The sequence below is a fragment of the Streptomyces sp. NPDC004721 genome, assembly GCF_053601495.1.
On record NZ_JBSGBZ010000025.1, the window covers coordinates 43,164 to 58,409 of the forward strand.

A 15,246-nucleotide genomic window follows, 5' to 3' on the forward strand; every position below is an offset into this window, starting at 1 on the left:
AAGGGCGACAAGGGTGACAAGGGTGACGCGGGTGTCGCTGGCCCGCAGGGTGCTACCGGATCGCAGGGCGCGGCGGGTGTGAAGGGCGACAAGGGCGACAAGGGTGACAAGGGTGACGCGGGTGTCGCTGGCCCGCAGGGTGCTACCGGATCGCAGGGCACGGCGGGTGTGAAGGGCGACAAGGGTGACAAGGGTGACAAGGGTGACGCGGGTGTCGCTGGCCCGCAGGGTGCTACCGGATCGCAGGGCACGGAGGGTGTGAAGGGTGACAAGGGTGACAAGGGTGACAAGGGTGACGCGGGTGTCGCTGGCCCCCAGGGTGCTACCGGACCGCACGGCGACACCGGTGCTACCGGACCGCAGGGTGTGCAGGGAACCTCGGGCGTCGCCGACATCACCACGGTCGTCGGGGGCGACGTGACGCTGACACCGGGGCAGACGCGCGCCTTGGTCGCTGTGTGCCCGGCGGGACAGCATGCGGTCAGCGGGGGCTGGGTCGGGGGCGACGAGGTCATCCCTGTGAACAGCTACCGGAGCACGAGCAAGAAACCCGATGACAGCTGGACCGTGAACTTCCACAACACCTCCGTCACTCAGAGCTACGACGTCACTCCCCTTGTCTATTGCGCACCGTGATGACTCGGTTCGGGACTGTGAAGTGAGCGGGTTCGGGGACCCCGGTCGGTGTGGCAGGGCCGGCCAGGGTCCCCGCAGGAGTGCTTCCGGACCCCGGCCGATTCGTCCGGGTTCGCCGCGAGGGAGCTGCTATGGCGGACGGCGCGCGCGAGGATGGAAGAGAGGATGCATGAAAGAGACGCATCCAGACACATCCATACCGGCTCACAGGAGAGGAGGAGCGGGGATGGTTACGGCAGCCGAGACCGTGCTCGAGCCCACCGAGCGTGTCCGGGCCCAGAAGAAGATGTCGGACGCTGGACTGACCACGCTCGAGCCCGCGGCACGCGTGCGGGCCCAGAAGGGGCAGTACGGGACTCAGAGTACGCGGGTGTTCACTGAGCGTACGCAAGCCCGGAGCGCGACCGGTGAGGCTCACCCCGACGGGGGTGTCCACCTGCGCACTCGCATGTTCCGCGCCCCGGTTCCGATCCCGTACCTCAGCCTGGAGAACGTGCCCACCCGGGACCTGGTCTTCTACGGGGGGCTGGGAGCCCTCGCTGTCGCGGGGGCCCTTGAGTGGCCGGTCGCCCTGGCCGTCGGGGGAGCCACCTGGCTCGTTCGCAGCAGGCGGAAGGAAGGGCGCTGAAACGCGGTAGAGCCAGTGGGGAGCAGTGCCCGGCAGCGCGAGGCTGTCGGGCGCTCCCAGTGGCGCCGCCCGAGCTTCAGTCCACGGGAATGAGGGTCAGGTAGGCCATGCCCAGGACGCCGCGATAACCCCGGAGCCACATGCCGCGGTGGCGGTCGACGCGGTCGCGGGTTTCCTTCGCGAGGGGATGATCGGGATGGGTGGCGAGCCATTCCTCGACGTCGGACTGGTAGGCGGACTCGAATTCCTCCCATTCGTCGTCGCTCGCGGTCTCGATCCACGCCGGACGGAACCCCGCGGCGACGGCGAGGTCGACGAGGTCGGCGACGTGGTGGAACTCGGAGGCGGACGCGTCCGGCCACATCGCCGCCAACTCGCCCGGAGCGGGCGGATGTTGCCAGAACCCCTCACCGAGCAGGACACGGCCGCCCGGGGTGACCAGACGCCGAAGGACGTGCAGGGCGGCAGTGGTGTGCTCGGGGGGTCGGGCCTCGCTGAGGGCGTGACTGGCGCCGAGGCAGAGTACGAGGTCCGCGGGGCCTCGGGAGGTGTCGACGGCGGACTCCTGGACGAAGCGGGCGTGCTCGGCCAGCCCGCGGCTCTCGGCGTTGGCGCGCCCGCGGGCGAGGTCCTCCTCAACGAGGTCGATGCCGACGCCGGTCGCGCCGGGCATCGCCTCGAGGAGGCGGAGCATGAACTCGCCCCAGCCGCAGCCGATGTCGAGCACGGTGGTCGGGGCTGCCTGCCCGGCCGGGGAGGTGAGCCGCCGGATCATCCTGGCGGCCCGGTCCTCGGAGAGCGGTCCGTGGAAGGTGAGTCGGGTCAGCCGCGGCGGGGCAGTGATGTCATCCATGATCCTGAACGGTAGGGAGGGCACGGCGGTCGGCGACACCTGTTTTTCCCGCGGCGGTGCCGAGGTGCGTGGCGGTGCCGAGGTGGGTGGTCGCCGGCCGCCTTGCCCGGCCGGCGACCCGGCCGACGTCACGGGCTCGTGAGGATGACGAGTCGCTGGGTCGCCCTGGTCATGGCGACATAGCGGTCGATCGCTCCTTCGACGCCCTCGCCGAACGTCTCCGGGTCGATGAGGACGACCAGGTCGAATTCGAGTCCCTTGGACAGCTCCGGGGTGAGCGACCGGACGCGAGCCGTGTTCGGGAACGTGGGATCGCCGATGACGCAGGCGATCCCGTCGGCATGTGCGGCGAGCCAGGTGTCGAGGATCGAGTGCAGGTCCGCGGTGGATCCGTGCATGACAGGGGCGCCGCCGCTGCGGACGGAGGTCGGCACGTTGGCGTCCGGGAGCACGGCCCGGATGACCGGCTCGGCTTCCGTCATGATCTCTTCCGGCGTCCGGTAGTTGATGCTCAGGGACGCCAGGTCGATCCGGTCGAGCCCGATCCGTTCGAGCCGTTCCCGCCACGACTCCGTGAACCCGCGCCTGGCCTGGGCACGGTCCCCGACGATGGTGAAGCTCCGGGACGGGCACCGCAGCAGCAGCATCTGCCACTCCGCGTCGGTCAGTTCCTGAGCCTCGTCGACGACGATGTGCGCGAACGGGCCGGCGAGCTGGTCCGGGTCGGCGGTGGACAGTTCGGACTCGTCGACCAGGCTGACCTCGGCGTCCTCACCTCGCAGCATCGTCACCAGGCCCTCGCCGTCGTCCCCGTCGGCCCCGGAGTCGGCCGCGGCGGCGATCAGGTTGTCGACGACCTGCGCCATGCGCTCGCGCTGGGCGGCGATGACGGCCTCGTGCCGGGCCTTGCGCCGTGACGTCTCCGGGTCGCCGAGGCGCTGCCGCGCCGCGTCCAGCAGAGGCAGGTCGGACACCGTCCAGGCCTGGGCGTCCGGGCGCTGGAGCTTTTCGACGTCGCCGGGGCCGAGCCAGGGAGCGCACATCCGCAGATAGGCGGGCACGGACCACAGGTCCCCGACGAGGTCGGTCGCTTCGAGCAGCGGCCAGGCGCGGTTGAAGGTCGTTCGCAGTTCCCTGTGCTGCCGCAGCGATCTGCGCAGCAGGTCCTCCGGGGCGTCGCCGTCGTGCTTGTCCACCAGGATGGTGAGCAGTTCCTCCCAGACCTGGTCGCGTGCCTCGTTGTGCGGGGTACCGGGTTCCGCCGCTTCGAACGCGGCGGCCCAGTCGTCGGCGGTCAGCCGGATGTCGGACCAGTGGGTGGAGACCGTCATCCCCTTGGCGGGCGGCTCCTCGTAGAACCTGACGGCCGGCTCGATCGCCTTCACCAGATCCGCGGACGACTTCAGACGGGCCACGTCCGGATCGGACTCGACCGCCGCCGTGGCCCCTTCGGCGACGAGGTCGCGCAGGGTGCAGGTCTGTACGCCCTCCTCGCCGAGGCTGGGGAGGACGTCGGCGACGTATCCGAGGTAGGGCTGGTGCGGGCCGACGAACAGCAGGCCGCCGCGGCGGTGCCCGAGGCGGGGGTCGGAGTAGAGGAGGTAGGCGGCGCGGTGCAGGGCGACTACGGTCTTCCCCGTGCCCGGACCGCCGTCGACGACGAGAGCGCCGCGGGAGCCCGCGCGGATGATGGCGTCCTGGTCGGCCTGGATGGTGCCGAGCACGTCGCGCATCCGAGGCGAACGGCTGCTGCCCAGGCTGGCGATGAAGGCGGACTGGTCGTCGAGCGCGGCGTGCCCGGCGAAGTCGTCCACGCTGAACACCTCGTCCCAGTAGTCGCTGATCCGGCCACGGGTCCAGCGGTACCTGCGGCGGCTCGTCAGACCCATCGGGTTGGCGTGGGTGGCTCCGAAGAACGGCTCAGCCGCGGGGGAGCGCCAGTCGAGCAGCAGCCGGCGGCCCGTGCTGTCCGTGAGGCCGAGCCGGCCGACGTACACGGGCTCGGAGTGGTCCGCGCCGACCATGTGGCCGAGGCACAGGTCCAGGCCGAAGCGGCGCAGTGTGCGCAGGCGAGCGGTCAGCCGGTGGATCTCCAGGTCCCGGTCCAACGCCTGCCGGCCCGTGCCGCCGGGCGCCCTGCGTTCGGCGGCGAGGCGGTCGGACACCTCGGCGATCGACCGCTCGAGGCACTCCGCGATGGCGGCGAAGTGCTGCTCGTCGTCAGCGATCAGAGTCGGGTCGGCCTTGGAGGAGAGACGGTCGGGAAGGTCGAAAGCGCTGGTGGTGAGGGGATTCATGGTCTTCGGTTCCGATCTGGGGTCGCTTGCGACCGTTGCGTGCGGCAAGGTGTCAGGCTCGGCGTGACGTCGAGTGGTCGGTCGTCGTGTTCCGGGTCCCGGCTCGGTGATCCCACGTGGCTCACGCGGGCACCGGCAGACTTTTCAGCTCATCGCGTCGAGCAGCAGCTTCGTGGCCACCGCCGCTCCGTCGGTGCGGATCATGTCGGCCACGGTGGTCGCTCGTGTGCGGGTGCCGGGGGCCAGGGTCGTCCCGAGTGCGGCCGACAGGGACTCGAAGGTGGGCGTCGGACCGTCGTGTGCCGCGCCGATGCCGAGGTCCGCGACCCGGCCGGCCCAGTACGGCTGGTCCGCCGCCTGGGGCACCACGACCTGAGGCGTGCCGGCCCGGGTGGCCGTCGTCGTGGTGCCCGCGCCGCCGTGGTGCACGACGGCGGCCACCCGGCCGAACAGCGCCTGCTGGTTGACCTCGCCGACGACGCAGCAGTCGTCACGGTCGTCGACCAGGGACAGGTCGGCCCAGCCACGGGCCACGACCGCGCGGCGGCCCTGCGCTCGGATCGCGTCGACGGCCGCCTGGGCGACGTCCGTCGAGGCGCGCATGGGCATGCTGCCGAAGCCCACGTACACCGGTGGCGCCCCGGCGTCCAGGAACGCCGTCAACTCCGCCGGGAGCGGGCGCATGTCGGGCAGGATCCACGCGCCGGTCTGGACGACGTCGAGGTCCGGCGTCCGCTGCCACGGGTCCAGAGCCGGGTCCGTCGCCAGCCACGGCCGGTCGCCGATGACGTAGTCGCGGACGTCGTCCACAGGTGGCAGGCCGATCGACGCGCGGTTCGTGTTGAGTGCCTCACCGAACAGCGCGTTGATGCTCTGGGCGTCCAGGTCCCACAGCTCCCGGTTGCCGGTCACGTCCGGCGGGAACGGACGGCCCGGATATGCCAGCGGCGCGCGGTGCGGCGACGGCAGGGTGAGCTGCTGGAAGGTCACGGACACGGAGCGGATGCCCAGCTTCTCGGCCACCGACAGCGCGCCGGCCGCGGCAGGCGTCATGCCGGTCGCCACCAGCGCGTCGCAGCCCTCGGCCGCCGCGGTGACCGCGTCGAGCTGGCCGGCGATCAGCTCGGCCGCGCGCTGGGGCAGCGACGACGGCGACGGTGCCGCGGTTGTCAGTGCGCGTGCCGACCGGCCGACCGGCACCAGCGGCACGCCGACACCGGCCAACCGCTGCGCGAAGTCCTCGTCCGGCGGCGCGCACACCCGCACCTCCGCACCGAGTTCCCGCAACCGCACCGCGAGTGCCACCAGCGGTTCGACGTCCCCACGCGATCCATACGTCGACAACAACACACGCACTTCGCGACACCCCACCCTCGTTTTCTGGCTTCGGCCGGCGATTCTGCGGCACGACGGGGGCCTTGCCGCAAGCCCCCCAGTGCGCTATAAGTTGAGAGTGGAAAGGAGCGGGTAACCTCCTTTCCTTTTCTTTTTGTCCGTGCGATACCGACGGACGATGCCGGTTTTGTGCGTATTGAGGACGGGGATATCGACCCGTCCGCCGGCGCGACCCCGTCCGCGCCACCGCGGGGCGTACTGGATGCGGGGGAGTGGCGTCTTTGGCGGATCCCCGGTGTGATCAGTGACAACCAAAGGACCAGTGCCGTGACGGCCTACAGGCCCGCGTCCCCTGAGGGAGCCTCAGGGGACGCGGACCGGGGGCGGGGTCAGGCCGGGGGTGGGGTGAGCAGCGGGCGCTGGGCCTTCTTCTGCTGCTCGTACGCGGCGCGGGCCGTGGTGGTCGACGGCAGTGCGGAGACCTCGGCGACCGGGACGTCCCACCAGGCGTCCGAGTCGGGCGCCGGCACCAGGGGGTCGGTCTCCACATGGACGACGGTGGTGCGCTCGGCGGCCAGCGCGGTGGCGAGCGCCTCGCGGAAGCCGTCCAGGCCCTGGGCGCGGATGACGTCCGCGCCCAGGCTCGCCGCGTTGGCGGCCAGGTCGACCGGCAGGGTGTCGCCGTCCAGGTGCCCGGTGGCCGGGTCGCGATAGCGGTAGCGGGTGCCGAACCGGTCGGCGCCGACCGACTCCGACAGCGCGCCGATCGAGGCGTAGCCGTGGTTCTGCACCAGCACCACGACCAGCTTGAGGCGCTCGGCCACGGCTGTGGCGATCTCCTGAGCCATCATCAGGTACGAGCCGTCGCCGACCAGCACCACGACCTCGCGGTCGGGCGCGGCCATCTTCACGCCCAGCCCTCCGGCGATCTCGTAGCCCATGCAGGAGTAGCCGTACTCGACGTGGTAGCCCAGCGGATCGCTGGGGCGCCACAGCTTGTGCAGATCGCCCGGCATGGAACCGGCGGCGCACACCACCACGTCGCGCTCGTCCATGGCGTCCCGCAGCGCGCCGATGATCTCGCTCTGGGCGGGCAGCGGCCGGTGTCCGGCGGTGAAGGCGGCGTCCGCCGCCGCGTCCCAGCCGCGGACCAGTCCGGCCGCGCGCTCACGCCATTCCAGGGCGGCCGACCAGCCGGACAGCGCGGCGCCCAGGGCCTTGATGCCGGCGCGGGCGTCCGCGACCAGCGACACCCCGGCCTGCTTGGCGGCGTCGAACGAGGCGATGTTGAGGTTGACGAAGGCCACCCGCGGGTCGGCGAACAGGGTGCGCGAGGCGGTGGTGAAGTCCTGCCAGCGGGTGCCGATGCCGATCACCACATCGGCGTCGCGGGCCAGGGCGTTGGCGGCGGCGCTGCCGGTGTGGCCGATGGCGCCGACCGCCGCCGGATGGCCGTGCGGCAACGCGGCCTTCCCGGCCTGGGTGACCGCCACGGGAACGCCGGTGGCGGCGGCGAACTCCGAGAGCGCGGCGGTGGCGTCGGAGTGGATCACCCCGCCGCCGGCCACGATCAGCGGGCGCCGTGCGCCCCGCAGCAGCCGAACGGCGGCGGCCAGTGACGCCTCGTCAGGTGCCGGGCGGCGGACGTGCCACACCCGGCGGGCGAAGAACTCCTCAGGGAAGTCCCAGGCCTCCGCCTGCACGTCCTGCGGCAGGCACAGGGTGACGGCGCCGGTCTCGGCCGGGTCGGTGAGCACCCGCATCGCCTGCACGGCCGAGGAGAGCAGTTGCTCCGGCCGCCAGATCCGGTCGAAGAACCGGGAGACGGGGCGGAAGGTGTCGTTGACGGTGATGTCGGCGGCGTACGGCTGCTCCAGCTCCTGGAGCAGCGGTGAGGCGGCGCGCGAGGCGAAGGTGTCGCCGGGCAGCAGCAGCACCGGCAGCCGGTTGACGGTGGCCAGCGCCGCCCCGGTGACCATGTTGGTGGAGCCGGGTCCCACCGAGGCGGTGCAGGCCAGCGTGGAGAGCCTGCGCCGGGTACGGGCGTAGGCCACCGCGGCGTGCACCATGGCCTGCTCGTTGCGGGCCTGGTAGTAGGTCAGGTCCTCGGGGCGTTCCAGCAGCGCCTGGCCGAGGCCGGCGATGTTGCCGTGGCCGAAGATGCCGAAACAGCCCTCGATCAGCCGATGTTCGACGCCGTCCCGCTCGGTGTACTGCTGGGCGAGGAACGCCACCAGCGCCTGGGCAGTGGTCAGTCGGCGCACCTGCCCGAGAGACGTGGACGTGGTCATCGCGGCCCTCCCGCGTCGCAGATCGGCACCCGGGTGTCGGCGGCCTGGCCGTCCCAGGAGGCACGCACCCAGTGGTGGGCCGGGTCGTCGCAGCACGCCATGGTGCGCTGCGGGTCCGGCCCGGCGAGCACATTGAGGTAGTACAGGGGATGTCCCGGCGCGGCCATCGAAGGGCCGTGGTAGCCGCGGGGGACGAGTACCACGTCGCCCTGCCGGACCTCCGCCAGCACGTCCACCCCGTCGACCCCTGCCGCGGCGGGCTCGTACACCCGCTGGTAGCCGAAGCCGTGCGGGCCGGGGCCGCCGATCTCGAAGTAGTAGATCTCCTCCAGCACCGCCTCTCCCGGGCGCCGCTCGTCGTGCTTGTGCGGCGGATAGGACGACCAGTTACCGCCGGGAGTGAGCACCTCGACGGCGACCAGGCGGTCGCAGGGGAAGCCTTCGGGGGAGGCGAAGTTGTTCACCTGCCGGGTGGCGGGGCCCGCGCCGCGGATCTCGACCGGCACGGCCTCGGCGGGACCGTAGGCGGGCGCCAGCCGGCGTTCGCAGCGGGCTGCGGGGAGCGCGAACCGCCCGCCGTCCGCCGAGTGGACGGTGAGCCGGGCGTCGCGCGGCGCGTAGGCGAAGTCGGTGACCCGGCTGAAGACGTCGGGGCGGCCGTCGAGGTCGAAGGAGGTGCCGTCGATCTCCACGCGGCAGCCGCCGGACAGCGGCAGCACGATCATCTCGCTGTCACCGGTGGCCAGTGTCCGCGAGGCACCCGGTGCGAGGTCCAGGACGCGCAGGGAGCTGTAGGCCCACCCCGCGTCCTCAGGGGTGACGGTGAGGCGGAATCCGTCCGCCGCGGCGGCGCCGGCGGGCAGGTGCAGCCGACGGGACATCAGGACTCCCGGCCGAGCAGCGAGACGGCGGTGTCCACGGCTCCGGCCACATCGCCGTCGGCGGGGAAGAGCATCGTACGGCCGATGATCAGCCCTCGGACGTGCTCGATGTCCAGCGCGCGCTGCCAGGACGCGTACATGGCGTCGGGGTCGCCGCCGCCCTCGCCGCCCAGCAGCAGGGTGGGCATGGTGGTGGAGGTCATCATCCGCTCCATGTCGGGGACGACCGGGACCTTCAGCCAGGTGTAGGCGGAGGTGCGGCCGAGCGCGGAGGCGATGTTGTTCACCCAGATCTGCGCGTCGGCCTCCAGGATGTTGCGCACCTTGCCGCCCTCGCGCACGGACTTGAACGGTTCGATCAGGGCGAGCAGCCGGCGCTCCGCCAGCTCGTTCACGGCGGTGGCGGTACCACTGAGGGTCTCCGCGGTCCCCGGGTCGGCGGGGTCGACACGCAGCAGCACCTTGCCGCCGTCCAGCCCCGCCTCCTCGATGCCTCGGGCGTCGTAGCAGGTGAAGCGGTCGTCGAGTTCGAACGAGGCACCGGGTATGCCGCCCCGGTTCATCGAGCCGAGCACCAGCTTGCCGTCAAGGGCGCCGAGCAACGTCAGGTCCTCGACCAGGTCGGGGGTGCCGAGGAAGCCGTCCACGCCGGGGCGGGAGAGCGCCTCGACGCAGCGGGCCAGCAGCTCGTGCCGGTCGCCCATGGCGGTGGGGTTGCCGCCGGCGGCCACCGCGCCGCGGGCCGGGTGGTCGGCGGCCAGGATGAACAGCGGCCGGGCCAGGTCCGCGCTGTCGAACTTCGGGCGGGCGGTGGCGGCCCGGCGGATCGCGTCCGGGTCGGTGAGCCGGATCCGGGTGACCTCGGCGAGGTCACGGGCGGCGGCGGTGGCGAGGGTGGTGCTCAACGAGGTTCTCCGGTCGTGGTGGTGGCGACGGCGCGCGGGGTGGGGCGGCCGGTCAGCTCGGCGATCTCTTCGGGGGTGGGCATCGCGTCGGCACAGGCGTGCCGGGAGGCGACCAGGGCGCCGGCGGCGTTGGCGGCGGCCAGGGTGTCGGCCAGCGGCAGTCCGGCCAGCAGTCCGGCGACCAGGGCGCCGCCGAAGGCATCGCCCGCGCCGAGGCCGTTCACCACCTCGACGGGGATCGGCGGCACCCGTACGTCCTCGGTCGCGGTGCGTGCCAGGACGCCGTGCGGGCCCTGCTTGACCACGGCCAGCCGCACTCCTCGGGCGAGCAGCAGGTCGGCGGCCCGGTCCGGGTCACGGGTGCCCACCGCGACCTCGACCTCGTCGCGGTTGCCGACCGCGACGGTGGCGTGCTCCAGCGCCTGCGCGTAGCGGGCGGGCGCGTCCTCGGGCCGGTCCCAGAACATCGGGCGCCAGTCCAGGTCCAGCACGGTGTCGGTGCCCGGGTCGCGCTCGGCGAGCGCGCGCAGCGTGGTCCCGCGCGACGGCTCGGCGCTCAGGCCGCTGCCGGTGGCCCAGACGACCCGGGCGCCGCGCAGGGCGGGCAGGTCCAGATGCTCCGGCAGCAGCCGCAGGTCGGGCGCTTCGGGCCGGTAGAAGTACAGCGGGAAGTCGTCCGGCGGGAAGAGCTCGCACAGCACCACCGGGGTCTGGGAACCGGGCACGGTCACCACATGCCGGTCGTCCACGCCGAAGCCGCGCAGCGCGTCACGGACGAACCCGCCCAGCGGATCGTCGCCGACTCCGGTGACCACCGCGCTGCGCAGGCCGTGCCGGGCGGCGGCGACGGCCACATTGGTGGCGCTGCCGCCGAGGTACTTGGCGAAGGTGCGCACCTCGGCCAGGCCCACCCCGGTCTGCTCCGGGTAGAGGTCGACGCCGACCCGGCCCAGCGTGATCAGGTCGTACGTCACGCGGCGTCCTCCAGGGCCATCGACGCCCGGTCGACGTAGAGGGCGGCGTCGGCGCACTCGATGACCAGGGTCGCGGGCCAGGAGGGGTCGTAGCCGCCGGCGGTGGCCAGGCGGCGCACCGCCTCGCGCTTGTGGGCGCCGTGGACGGTCATCACCGCGCGCCGGGAGTTGGCCACGATAGTGTGCACGCCGACGGTGACGCCGTGCCGGGGCACCTCGTCGAGGGACGCGAAGTCGGGGAAGGTGCCCATGTTGTCGACGCGGGTGGTGTCGGCGAGCTCCACGATCCGGCTGGTGCTGTGGCGGTCGGTGCCGGGCGGGTTGAAGGCGATGTGCCCGTCCGAGGCGCCGCAGGCCAGGATGAACAGGTCGATGCCGCCGGCCTCGGCCAGGCGCCGCTCGTACGCGGACGGGTCCGCGGGGTCGGGGAACCACACCGCGTCGGCGGGGATGCTCCGGGTGGGGCCGGCCGCGGTGTTGAGTGGAGCGACGATCTCCTCGGCGGCGAAGCGGTGGCAGCTGTTGTGCGCGCCGTGGTCGATGTCGTGGAAGCCGCCCGGCGCGTCGGGGTCGGGCAGGACGTACTCGTCCATCATGGCGATGACGACGTGCCGCAGGTCGAGCCCGCGCTCGGCGGTCAGTTCGGCCAGTGCCTCGTAGACCGGCTTGGGGCTGCGGCCGCCGGGGCAGCCCAGGACGTAGCGCCGGCCGGAGCCTGCTGCTTCCGCGATCCCGTCCGCGATCTCGCGGGCCAGCTCCGCGCCCAGCTGGGCGGGGCTGTCGAAGACGCGCGGGGGAAGGGGGGCCGACATGGATGTCACTCCTTTACGGCGCCGGCCAGCATGCCGCTGATCATGCGGCGCTGGAGGGCGATGTAGCTGATGAGTACGGGCAGGGCGACGATGACGGCGGCGGCCGCGGTGACGCCCGGGTTGCTGTTGCGCCGGTTGCCCGCGAAGAACGACAGGGCCAGCGGTGCGGTCTGCACGCTGCGGTCGTCCGGGACGAGGACCAGTGCCAGCAGGAACTCGTTCCACGCGAAGAGGAAGAGCAGGGTGGCGAGGGTGCCGATGGCGGGTGCGGCCATCGGCAGCAGGATCGAGCGCAGGGTGCGGAACCTGGAGGCTCCGTCGACCGCGGCGGCCTCGCGCAGCGCCGGCGGTGTGGACACGAAGAAGGTGCGCATCCAGAAGACGGCGAACGGCAGGGAAAGGCCGATCTGCGGCAGGATCAGCGCCCAGTACGTGTTGGTGAGGTGCCAGGAACGCAGCTGGTAGTAGAGCGGGATGACGGTCGCCTCGTACGGCATCACCAGGCCGACCAGCAGCAGTCCCAGGAGCAGTCCCTTGAGCGGGAAGGGGAAGGCCGCGAAGGCGTAGCCGGCCAGTACGGCCAGCACGATGGTGCCCACCACCACGGCGGCGGCCACGATCAGGCTGGACAGCAGCGCCTGGGAGAACAGTCCCCGGCTCCAGGCCTCGGAGAAGTTGTCGAGGCTGATGGAGGTGGGCAGGGTGAAGCCGCTCTGCCGGGTGCCGGGCTTGCTGAGCGCCAGCAGCACCACGGACAGGAAGGGGTACAGGGCGGCGATGGCTGCGACGGCCAGGACGGCGTGTCCGATGACGGTCTGGCGGCGGCTGGTGAGCATCCGTCAGCCCTCCTTTCCGCGCACCAGGCGCATGACGAGCCCGGTCACCACCAGCACCACGGCGGTCAGGCAGACGCTGATCGCGGCGGCGCCGCCCACCTCGTGGGTGAGGAAGGCGCCCTGGTAGATGAAGACGCTGGGCACGGTGGTGGAGGTGCCGGGGCCGCCGGTGGTGGTGTTCCACACCAGGTCGAAGTTGCGCAGGGCGTAGGTGATGGTGAGAACCAGGGCGATGGACATCTCGCCGCGCAGCGCGGGCAGGGTGACGGTGAAGAACTCGCGGACCGGGCCGCAGCCGTCGATGCGGGCGGACTCGTACAGCTCGGTGGGGATCTTCTGGGTGCCGGCGAGGAAGAGCACCATGCACAGCCCGTACATCACCCAGGTGCCGACGAGGCCGACCGAGGGCAGGGCGGTGTGGTAGTCGCCCAGCCAGGCGCGGGCCAGGGAGCCGAGGCCGACCGCGCGCAGGGCGGCGTTGAGCGGCCCGTCGATGTCGTAGACCCATCGCCAGGAGACGGCGACCACGACGGTGGCCAGGATCTGCGGCAGGAACAGCACCGCGCGGAAGAAGCTCAGTCCGTACACCCGGATGCGGGACATCAGGGCGGCGAGGAAGAGGCCGAGGGCGACCGGCAGCAGCGCGTAGAAGACCACGAACTCCAGCGAGTGGCCGATCGCGGCGGGGATACGGCTGTCGGACAGCAGGGCGCGGTAGTTGCCGAGACCCACCCAGCGGCCCTCGGTGAGGCCGTCCCAGCGGAACAGCGAGATCCAGGCGGTCTGGCCCAGCGGCCGCAGCACGAACAGCGTGTACACGATGGCCGCGGGCAGCAGGTACCAGAGGGCGGGCCAGTACTGGCGTCCGGCCCAGGCGCGCAGGCCGTTCCGTCTCCGGTGGGCCGGCGGCTTGTGGCCGGTGCGGACCGGCGCGGGGGACGCGGGCTCGGTGGCGCTGGCCCGTCCGGAGAGCGGAGCCGCGGTCACGGGGTGCCTCCGGCGGCCGCCGCGTCCTGGCGCTGCTGCTTCTGGAACGCCAGCCAGTTGTTCTGCAGGCCTTCGGCGAAGCCGCGGGGTGAGGTGCGGCCGGCCAGCAGGTCCTGGGTCTTGGAGCCGATGGTGTCGAGCATCGTGGTGGAGGCCCAGTCGAGGTAGAAGTTCTGCCCGTCGTCGGCGAGCAGCTTGAGCCCGATGCCGTTGACCTGGTCGACGACCTTGCTGTCGGCCTTGACGGTGCCCTGGCCGGTGACCGGGGTGCGGCCGACGTCCGCGAGGGTCTGCGCGAACCGGTCGCTCATCAGCATGTCGAGGAAGGCGACCGCGGCGGGCAGGTGCTGGGTCTTGGAGCTGACGTGCCAGCCGAGGCCGAGCGAGCCGACCGTGGCGCGGGTGCCGTCGGGCCGGGTGGGAAGGGTGAAGCCGACATGGCCGTTCATGCTCTGCTGGAGGGCCGGAGCGTTCCACGAGCCGGCGACCAGGAATGCGCCCTGGCCGTGGCTGAACTTGGCGACCGCGTCGTCGGAGCTGATGCCGTCGTAGCCGTTGCCGAACCAGCCGCGCTTGGCCCAGTCCTGCACGGTGCCGGCCGCGGCCTCGGTGCCCTTGTCGGCGATGGTGGCGCCGGGGACCCCGCTGATCCACGAGCGGATGTCGCGGCTGGCCACGTTCTGCGCCTGGACCAGGCCGATGACCTGGCTGGCGGGGTACTTCTCGGAGTTGCCCAGCATGATGGGCTGCTGTCCCGCGGCCTTGGCGCGGGCCAGCGCGTCGGTGAACTCGGCATAGGTCGTGGGCGGCTTGATGCCCAGCTTGGCCAGCTTGTCGGTGTTGTAGAACACGCCGACGTACTCGGTGGCGGGAGAGATGCCGTAGAGGCTGCCGGAGCCGAAGACGGCGCCGTCCGGGGTCCAGCGGTACTGCTTGAGGGCGCCGTCGGTGAAGGTGTTCTCCCAGCCGTAGGCGCGCATCACGTCGTCCAGCGGACGGATCAGCCCGGCCTTGACCAGCGGGCCGTCGGTGCCGTAGCCCTGGTTGCCCTGCACCAGGTCTGGCGCGTCGGTGCCGGACATCGAGTTGACGACGGTCTTCATCAGATCGTCGAAGCCCTTGGTGACGACCTCGACCTTGACGTTGGGGTACTTCTTCTCGTACATCGGCACGAGCGCCTTGAGAGTGGCGTCCTCGCCCGAGTCGGCGAGCACGCGCAGGGTGGTGGGCCCGGGTTTGGCCACCTCCTGGACGGTCACCGGCTGGGTGATCCGGGGTCCGGTGACGCCGGCCGAGGCGGTGCTGCCGCCGGCTCCGGGGACACCGCACCCGGAGACCAGCAGCCCGGTCAGGGCCAGCACCGCGGCCCCGGTCCAACGCAGCTTTTTCATCAGATCTCCTGCGAGGAAACCCCGTCCTCCAGGGCGGGGCGGAATCGGACCCCTGCGGAGCAGGGCAGGGAAAGGCGAATCGCCGTCAGGGCGATTCTTCGTCGGCCACCCACGGCCTCGGGGTGGGGTGATAGCTTTCGGGTGCCCGGTCGGCGATAACCAAGCTGACCGGGCCTACCGCCGGGCTGGCGGGATGTCAGGTCTGTGGAGCTGGCGTAAGACCGATGACTGGCACACCAGTCCTCGCCGTTGGTTCGGGTCGGCTGCTGTCGATGAAGCAGAAAGATCAACCCGTGAGGGTTGAATCCCCCTGCTCCAGCTGGGGGAGATGTCAACCTTGCTCCACTTCGGGCCCGCCCGCGGGCGGACCGGGAACGGCGCCCGGAAGGCGCGGCGGTAGGGCCGCGTGCCTCCGGGGCA

General features: G+C 72.0%; 12 protein-coding genes and 1 pseudogene. 2 read left to right on the top strand and 11 right to left on the bottom strand.

Annotated features, from left to right (window positions below; genetic code table 11):
• Together ACWEK3_RS23190 and ACWEK3_RS23195 are read left to right on the top strand one after the other, a co-directional pair.
• A pseudogene (locus ACWEK3_RS23190) lies at window positions 1-636 on the top strand (hypothetical protein); the annotation flags it as partial.
• Window positions 637-862: 226 nt separating this feature from the next.
• Window positions 863-1,264, top strand: coding sequence for a hypothetical protein (locus ACWEK3_RS23195; protein ID WP_453250499.1), 402 nt, complete (start codon window positions 863-865; stop codon window positions 1,262-1,264).
• A gap of 76 nt (window positions 1,265-1,340) precedes the next feature.
• Here the strand turns inward: ACWEK3_RS23195 and ACWEK3_RS23200 are convergent, their stop codons facing one another.
• From ACWEK3_RS23200 to ACWEK3_RS23250, 11 genes are all read right to left on the bottom strand, one after another.
• On the bottom strand, window positions 1,341-2,117 hold the full coding sequence (locus tag ACWEK3_RS23200) for an SAM-dependent methyltransferase (protein WP_453250500.1): 777 nt from the start codon (window positions 2,115-2,117) through the stop codon (window positions 1,341-1,343).
• Between the two features lie 128 nt (window positions 2,118-2,245).
• On the bottom strand, window positions 2,246-4,414 hold the full coding sequence (helR, locus tag ACWEK3_RS23205) for an RNA polymerase recycling motor ATPase HelR (protein ID WP_453250501.1): 2,169 nt from the start codon (window positions 4,412-4,414) through the stop codon (window positions 2,246-2,248).
• Window positions 4,415-4,558: 144 nt separating this feature from the next.
• Entirely contained in the window at window positions 4,559-5,764 is a 1,206-nt protein-coding gene (locus ACWEK3_RS23210) for a glycosyltransferase (protein WP_453250538.1), read from the bottom strand.
• 374 nt (window positions 5,765-6,138) lie between these two features.
• Window positions 6,139-8,040 carry a 3D-(3,5/4)-trihydroxycyclohexane-1,2-dione acylhydrolase (decyclizing) gene (gene iolD, locus ACWEK3_RS23215; RefSeq protein ID WP_453250502.1) on the bottom strand — a complete coding sequence of 634 codons (1,902 nt, stop codon included), beginning with the start codon at window positions 8,038-8,040 and terminating at the stop codon, window positions 6,139-6,141.
• Entirely contained in the window at window positions 8,037-8,921 is an 885-nt protein-coding gene (gene iolB, locus ACWEK3_RS23220) for a 5-deoxy-glucuronate isomerase (protein ID WP_450547221.1), read from the bottom strand. Before iolB ends, iolD begins: the two co-directional genes overlap by 4 nt.
• Window positions 8,921-9,826 (bottom strand): Cgl0159 family (beta/alpha)8-fold protein, encoded by a 906-nt coding sequence (locus ACWEK3_RS23225; protein ID WP_453250503.1) that lies wholly within the window; start codon window positions 9,824-9,826, stop codon window positions 8,921-8,923. The genes iolB and ACWEK3_RS23225 overlap by 1 nt, the downstream gene beginning before the upstream one ends.
• Window positions 9,823-10,788, bottom strand: a complete 966-nt coding sequence (gene iolC / locus ACWEK3_RS23230; protein WP_450547223.1) for a 5-dehydro-2-deoxygluconokinase — start codon at window positions 10,786-10,788, stop codon at window positions 9,823-9,825. The genes ACWEK3_RS23225 and iolC overlap by 4 nt, the downstream gene beginning before the upstream one ends.
• A gap of 8 nt (window positions 10,789-10,796) precedes the next feature.
• Complete coding sequence (locus ACWEK3_RS23235; protein WP_450547219.1) at window positions 10,797-11,612, bottom strand: 6-phosphogluconolactonase; 816 nt, start codon at window positions 11,610-11,612, stop codon at window positions 10,797-10,799.
• Window positions 11,613-11,617: 5 nt separating this feature from the next.
• Window positions 11,618-12,448, bottom strand: a complete 831-nt coding sequence (locus ACWEK3_RS23240) for a carbohydrate ABC transporter permease (protein WP_450547218.1) — start codon at window positions 12,446-12,448, stop codon at window positions 11,618-11,620.
• A gap of 3 nt (window positions 12,449-12,451) precedes the next feature.
• On the bottom strand, window positions 12,452-13,330 hold the full coding sequence (locus ACWEK3_RS23245; protein WP_376543484.1) for a carbohydrate ABC transporter permease: 879 nt from the start codon (window positions 13,328-13,330) through the stop codon (window positions 12,452-12,454).
• 101 nt (window positions 13,331-13,431) lie between these two features.
• Window positions 13,432-14,826: an ABC transporter substrate-binding protein gene (locus ACWEK3_RS23250; RefSeq protein ID WP_453250504.1), complete on the bottom strand. Its 1,395-nt coding sequence runs from the start codon at window positions 14,824-14,826 to the stop codon at window positions 13,432-13,434.
• Window positions 14,827-15,246 lie beyond the last annotated feature (420 nt).

What these genes read in the sequence shown, in the direction of transcription:
- ACWEK3_RS23195 (WP_453250499.1), top strand. Translation starts at nt 863, where the DNA reads ATGGTTACGGCAGCCGAGACCGTGCTCGAGCCCACCGAGCGTGTCCGG.
- ACWEK3_RS23200 (WP_453250500.1), bottom strand. Translation starts at nt 2,117, where the DNA reads ATGGATGACATCACTGCCCCGCCGCGGCTGACCCGACTCACCTTCCAC.
- helR (WP_453250501.1), bottom strand. Translation starts at nt 4,414, where the DNA reads ATGAATCCCCTCACCACCAGCGCTTTCGACCTTCCCGACCGTCTCTCC.
- iolD (WP_453250502.1), bottom strand. Translation starts at nt 8,040, where the DNA reads ATGACCACGTCCACGTCTCTCGGGCAGGTGCGCCGACTGACCACTGCC.
- iolB (WP_450547221.1), bottom strand. Translation starts at nt 8,921, where the DNA reads ATGTCCCGTCGGCTGCACCTGCCCGCCGGCGCCGCCGCGGCGGACGGA.
- ACWEK3_RS23235 (WP_450547219.1), bottom strand. Translation starts at nt 11,612, where the DNA reads ATGTCGGCCCCCCTTCCCCCGCGCGTCTTCGACAGCCCCGCCCAGCTG.
- ACWEK3_RS23240 (WP_450547218.1), bottom strand. Translation starts at nt 12,448, where the DNA reads ATGCTCACCAGCCGCCGCCAGACCGTCATCGGACACGCCGTCCTGGCC.
- ACWEK3_RS23250 (WP_453250504.1), bottom strand. Translation starts at nt 14,826, where the DNA reads ATGAAAAAGCTGCGTTGGACCGGGGCCGCGGTGCTGGCCCTGACCGGG.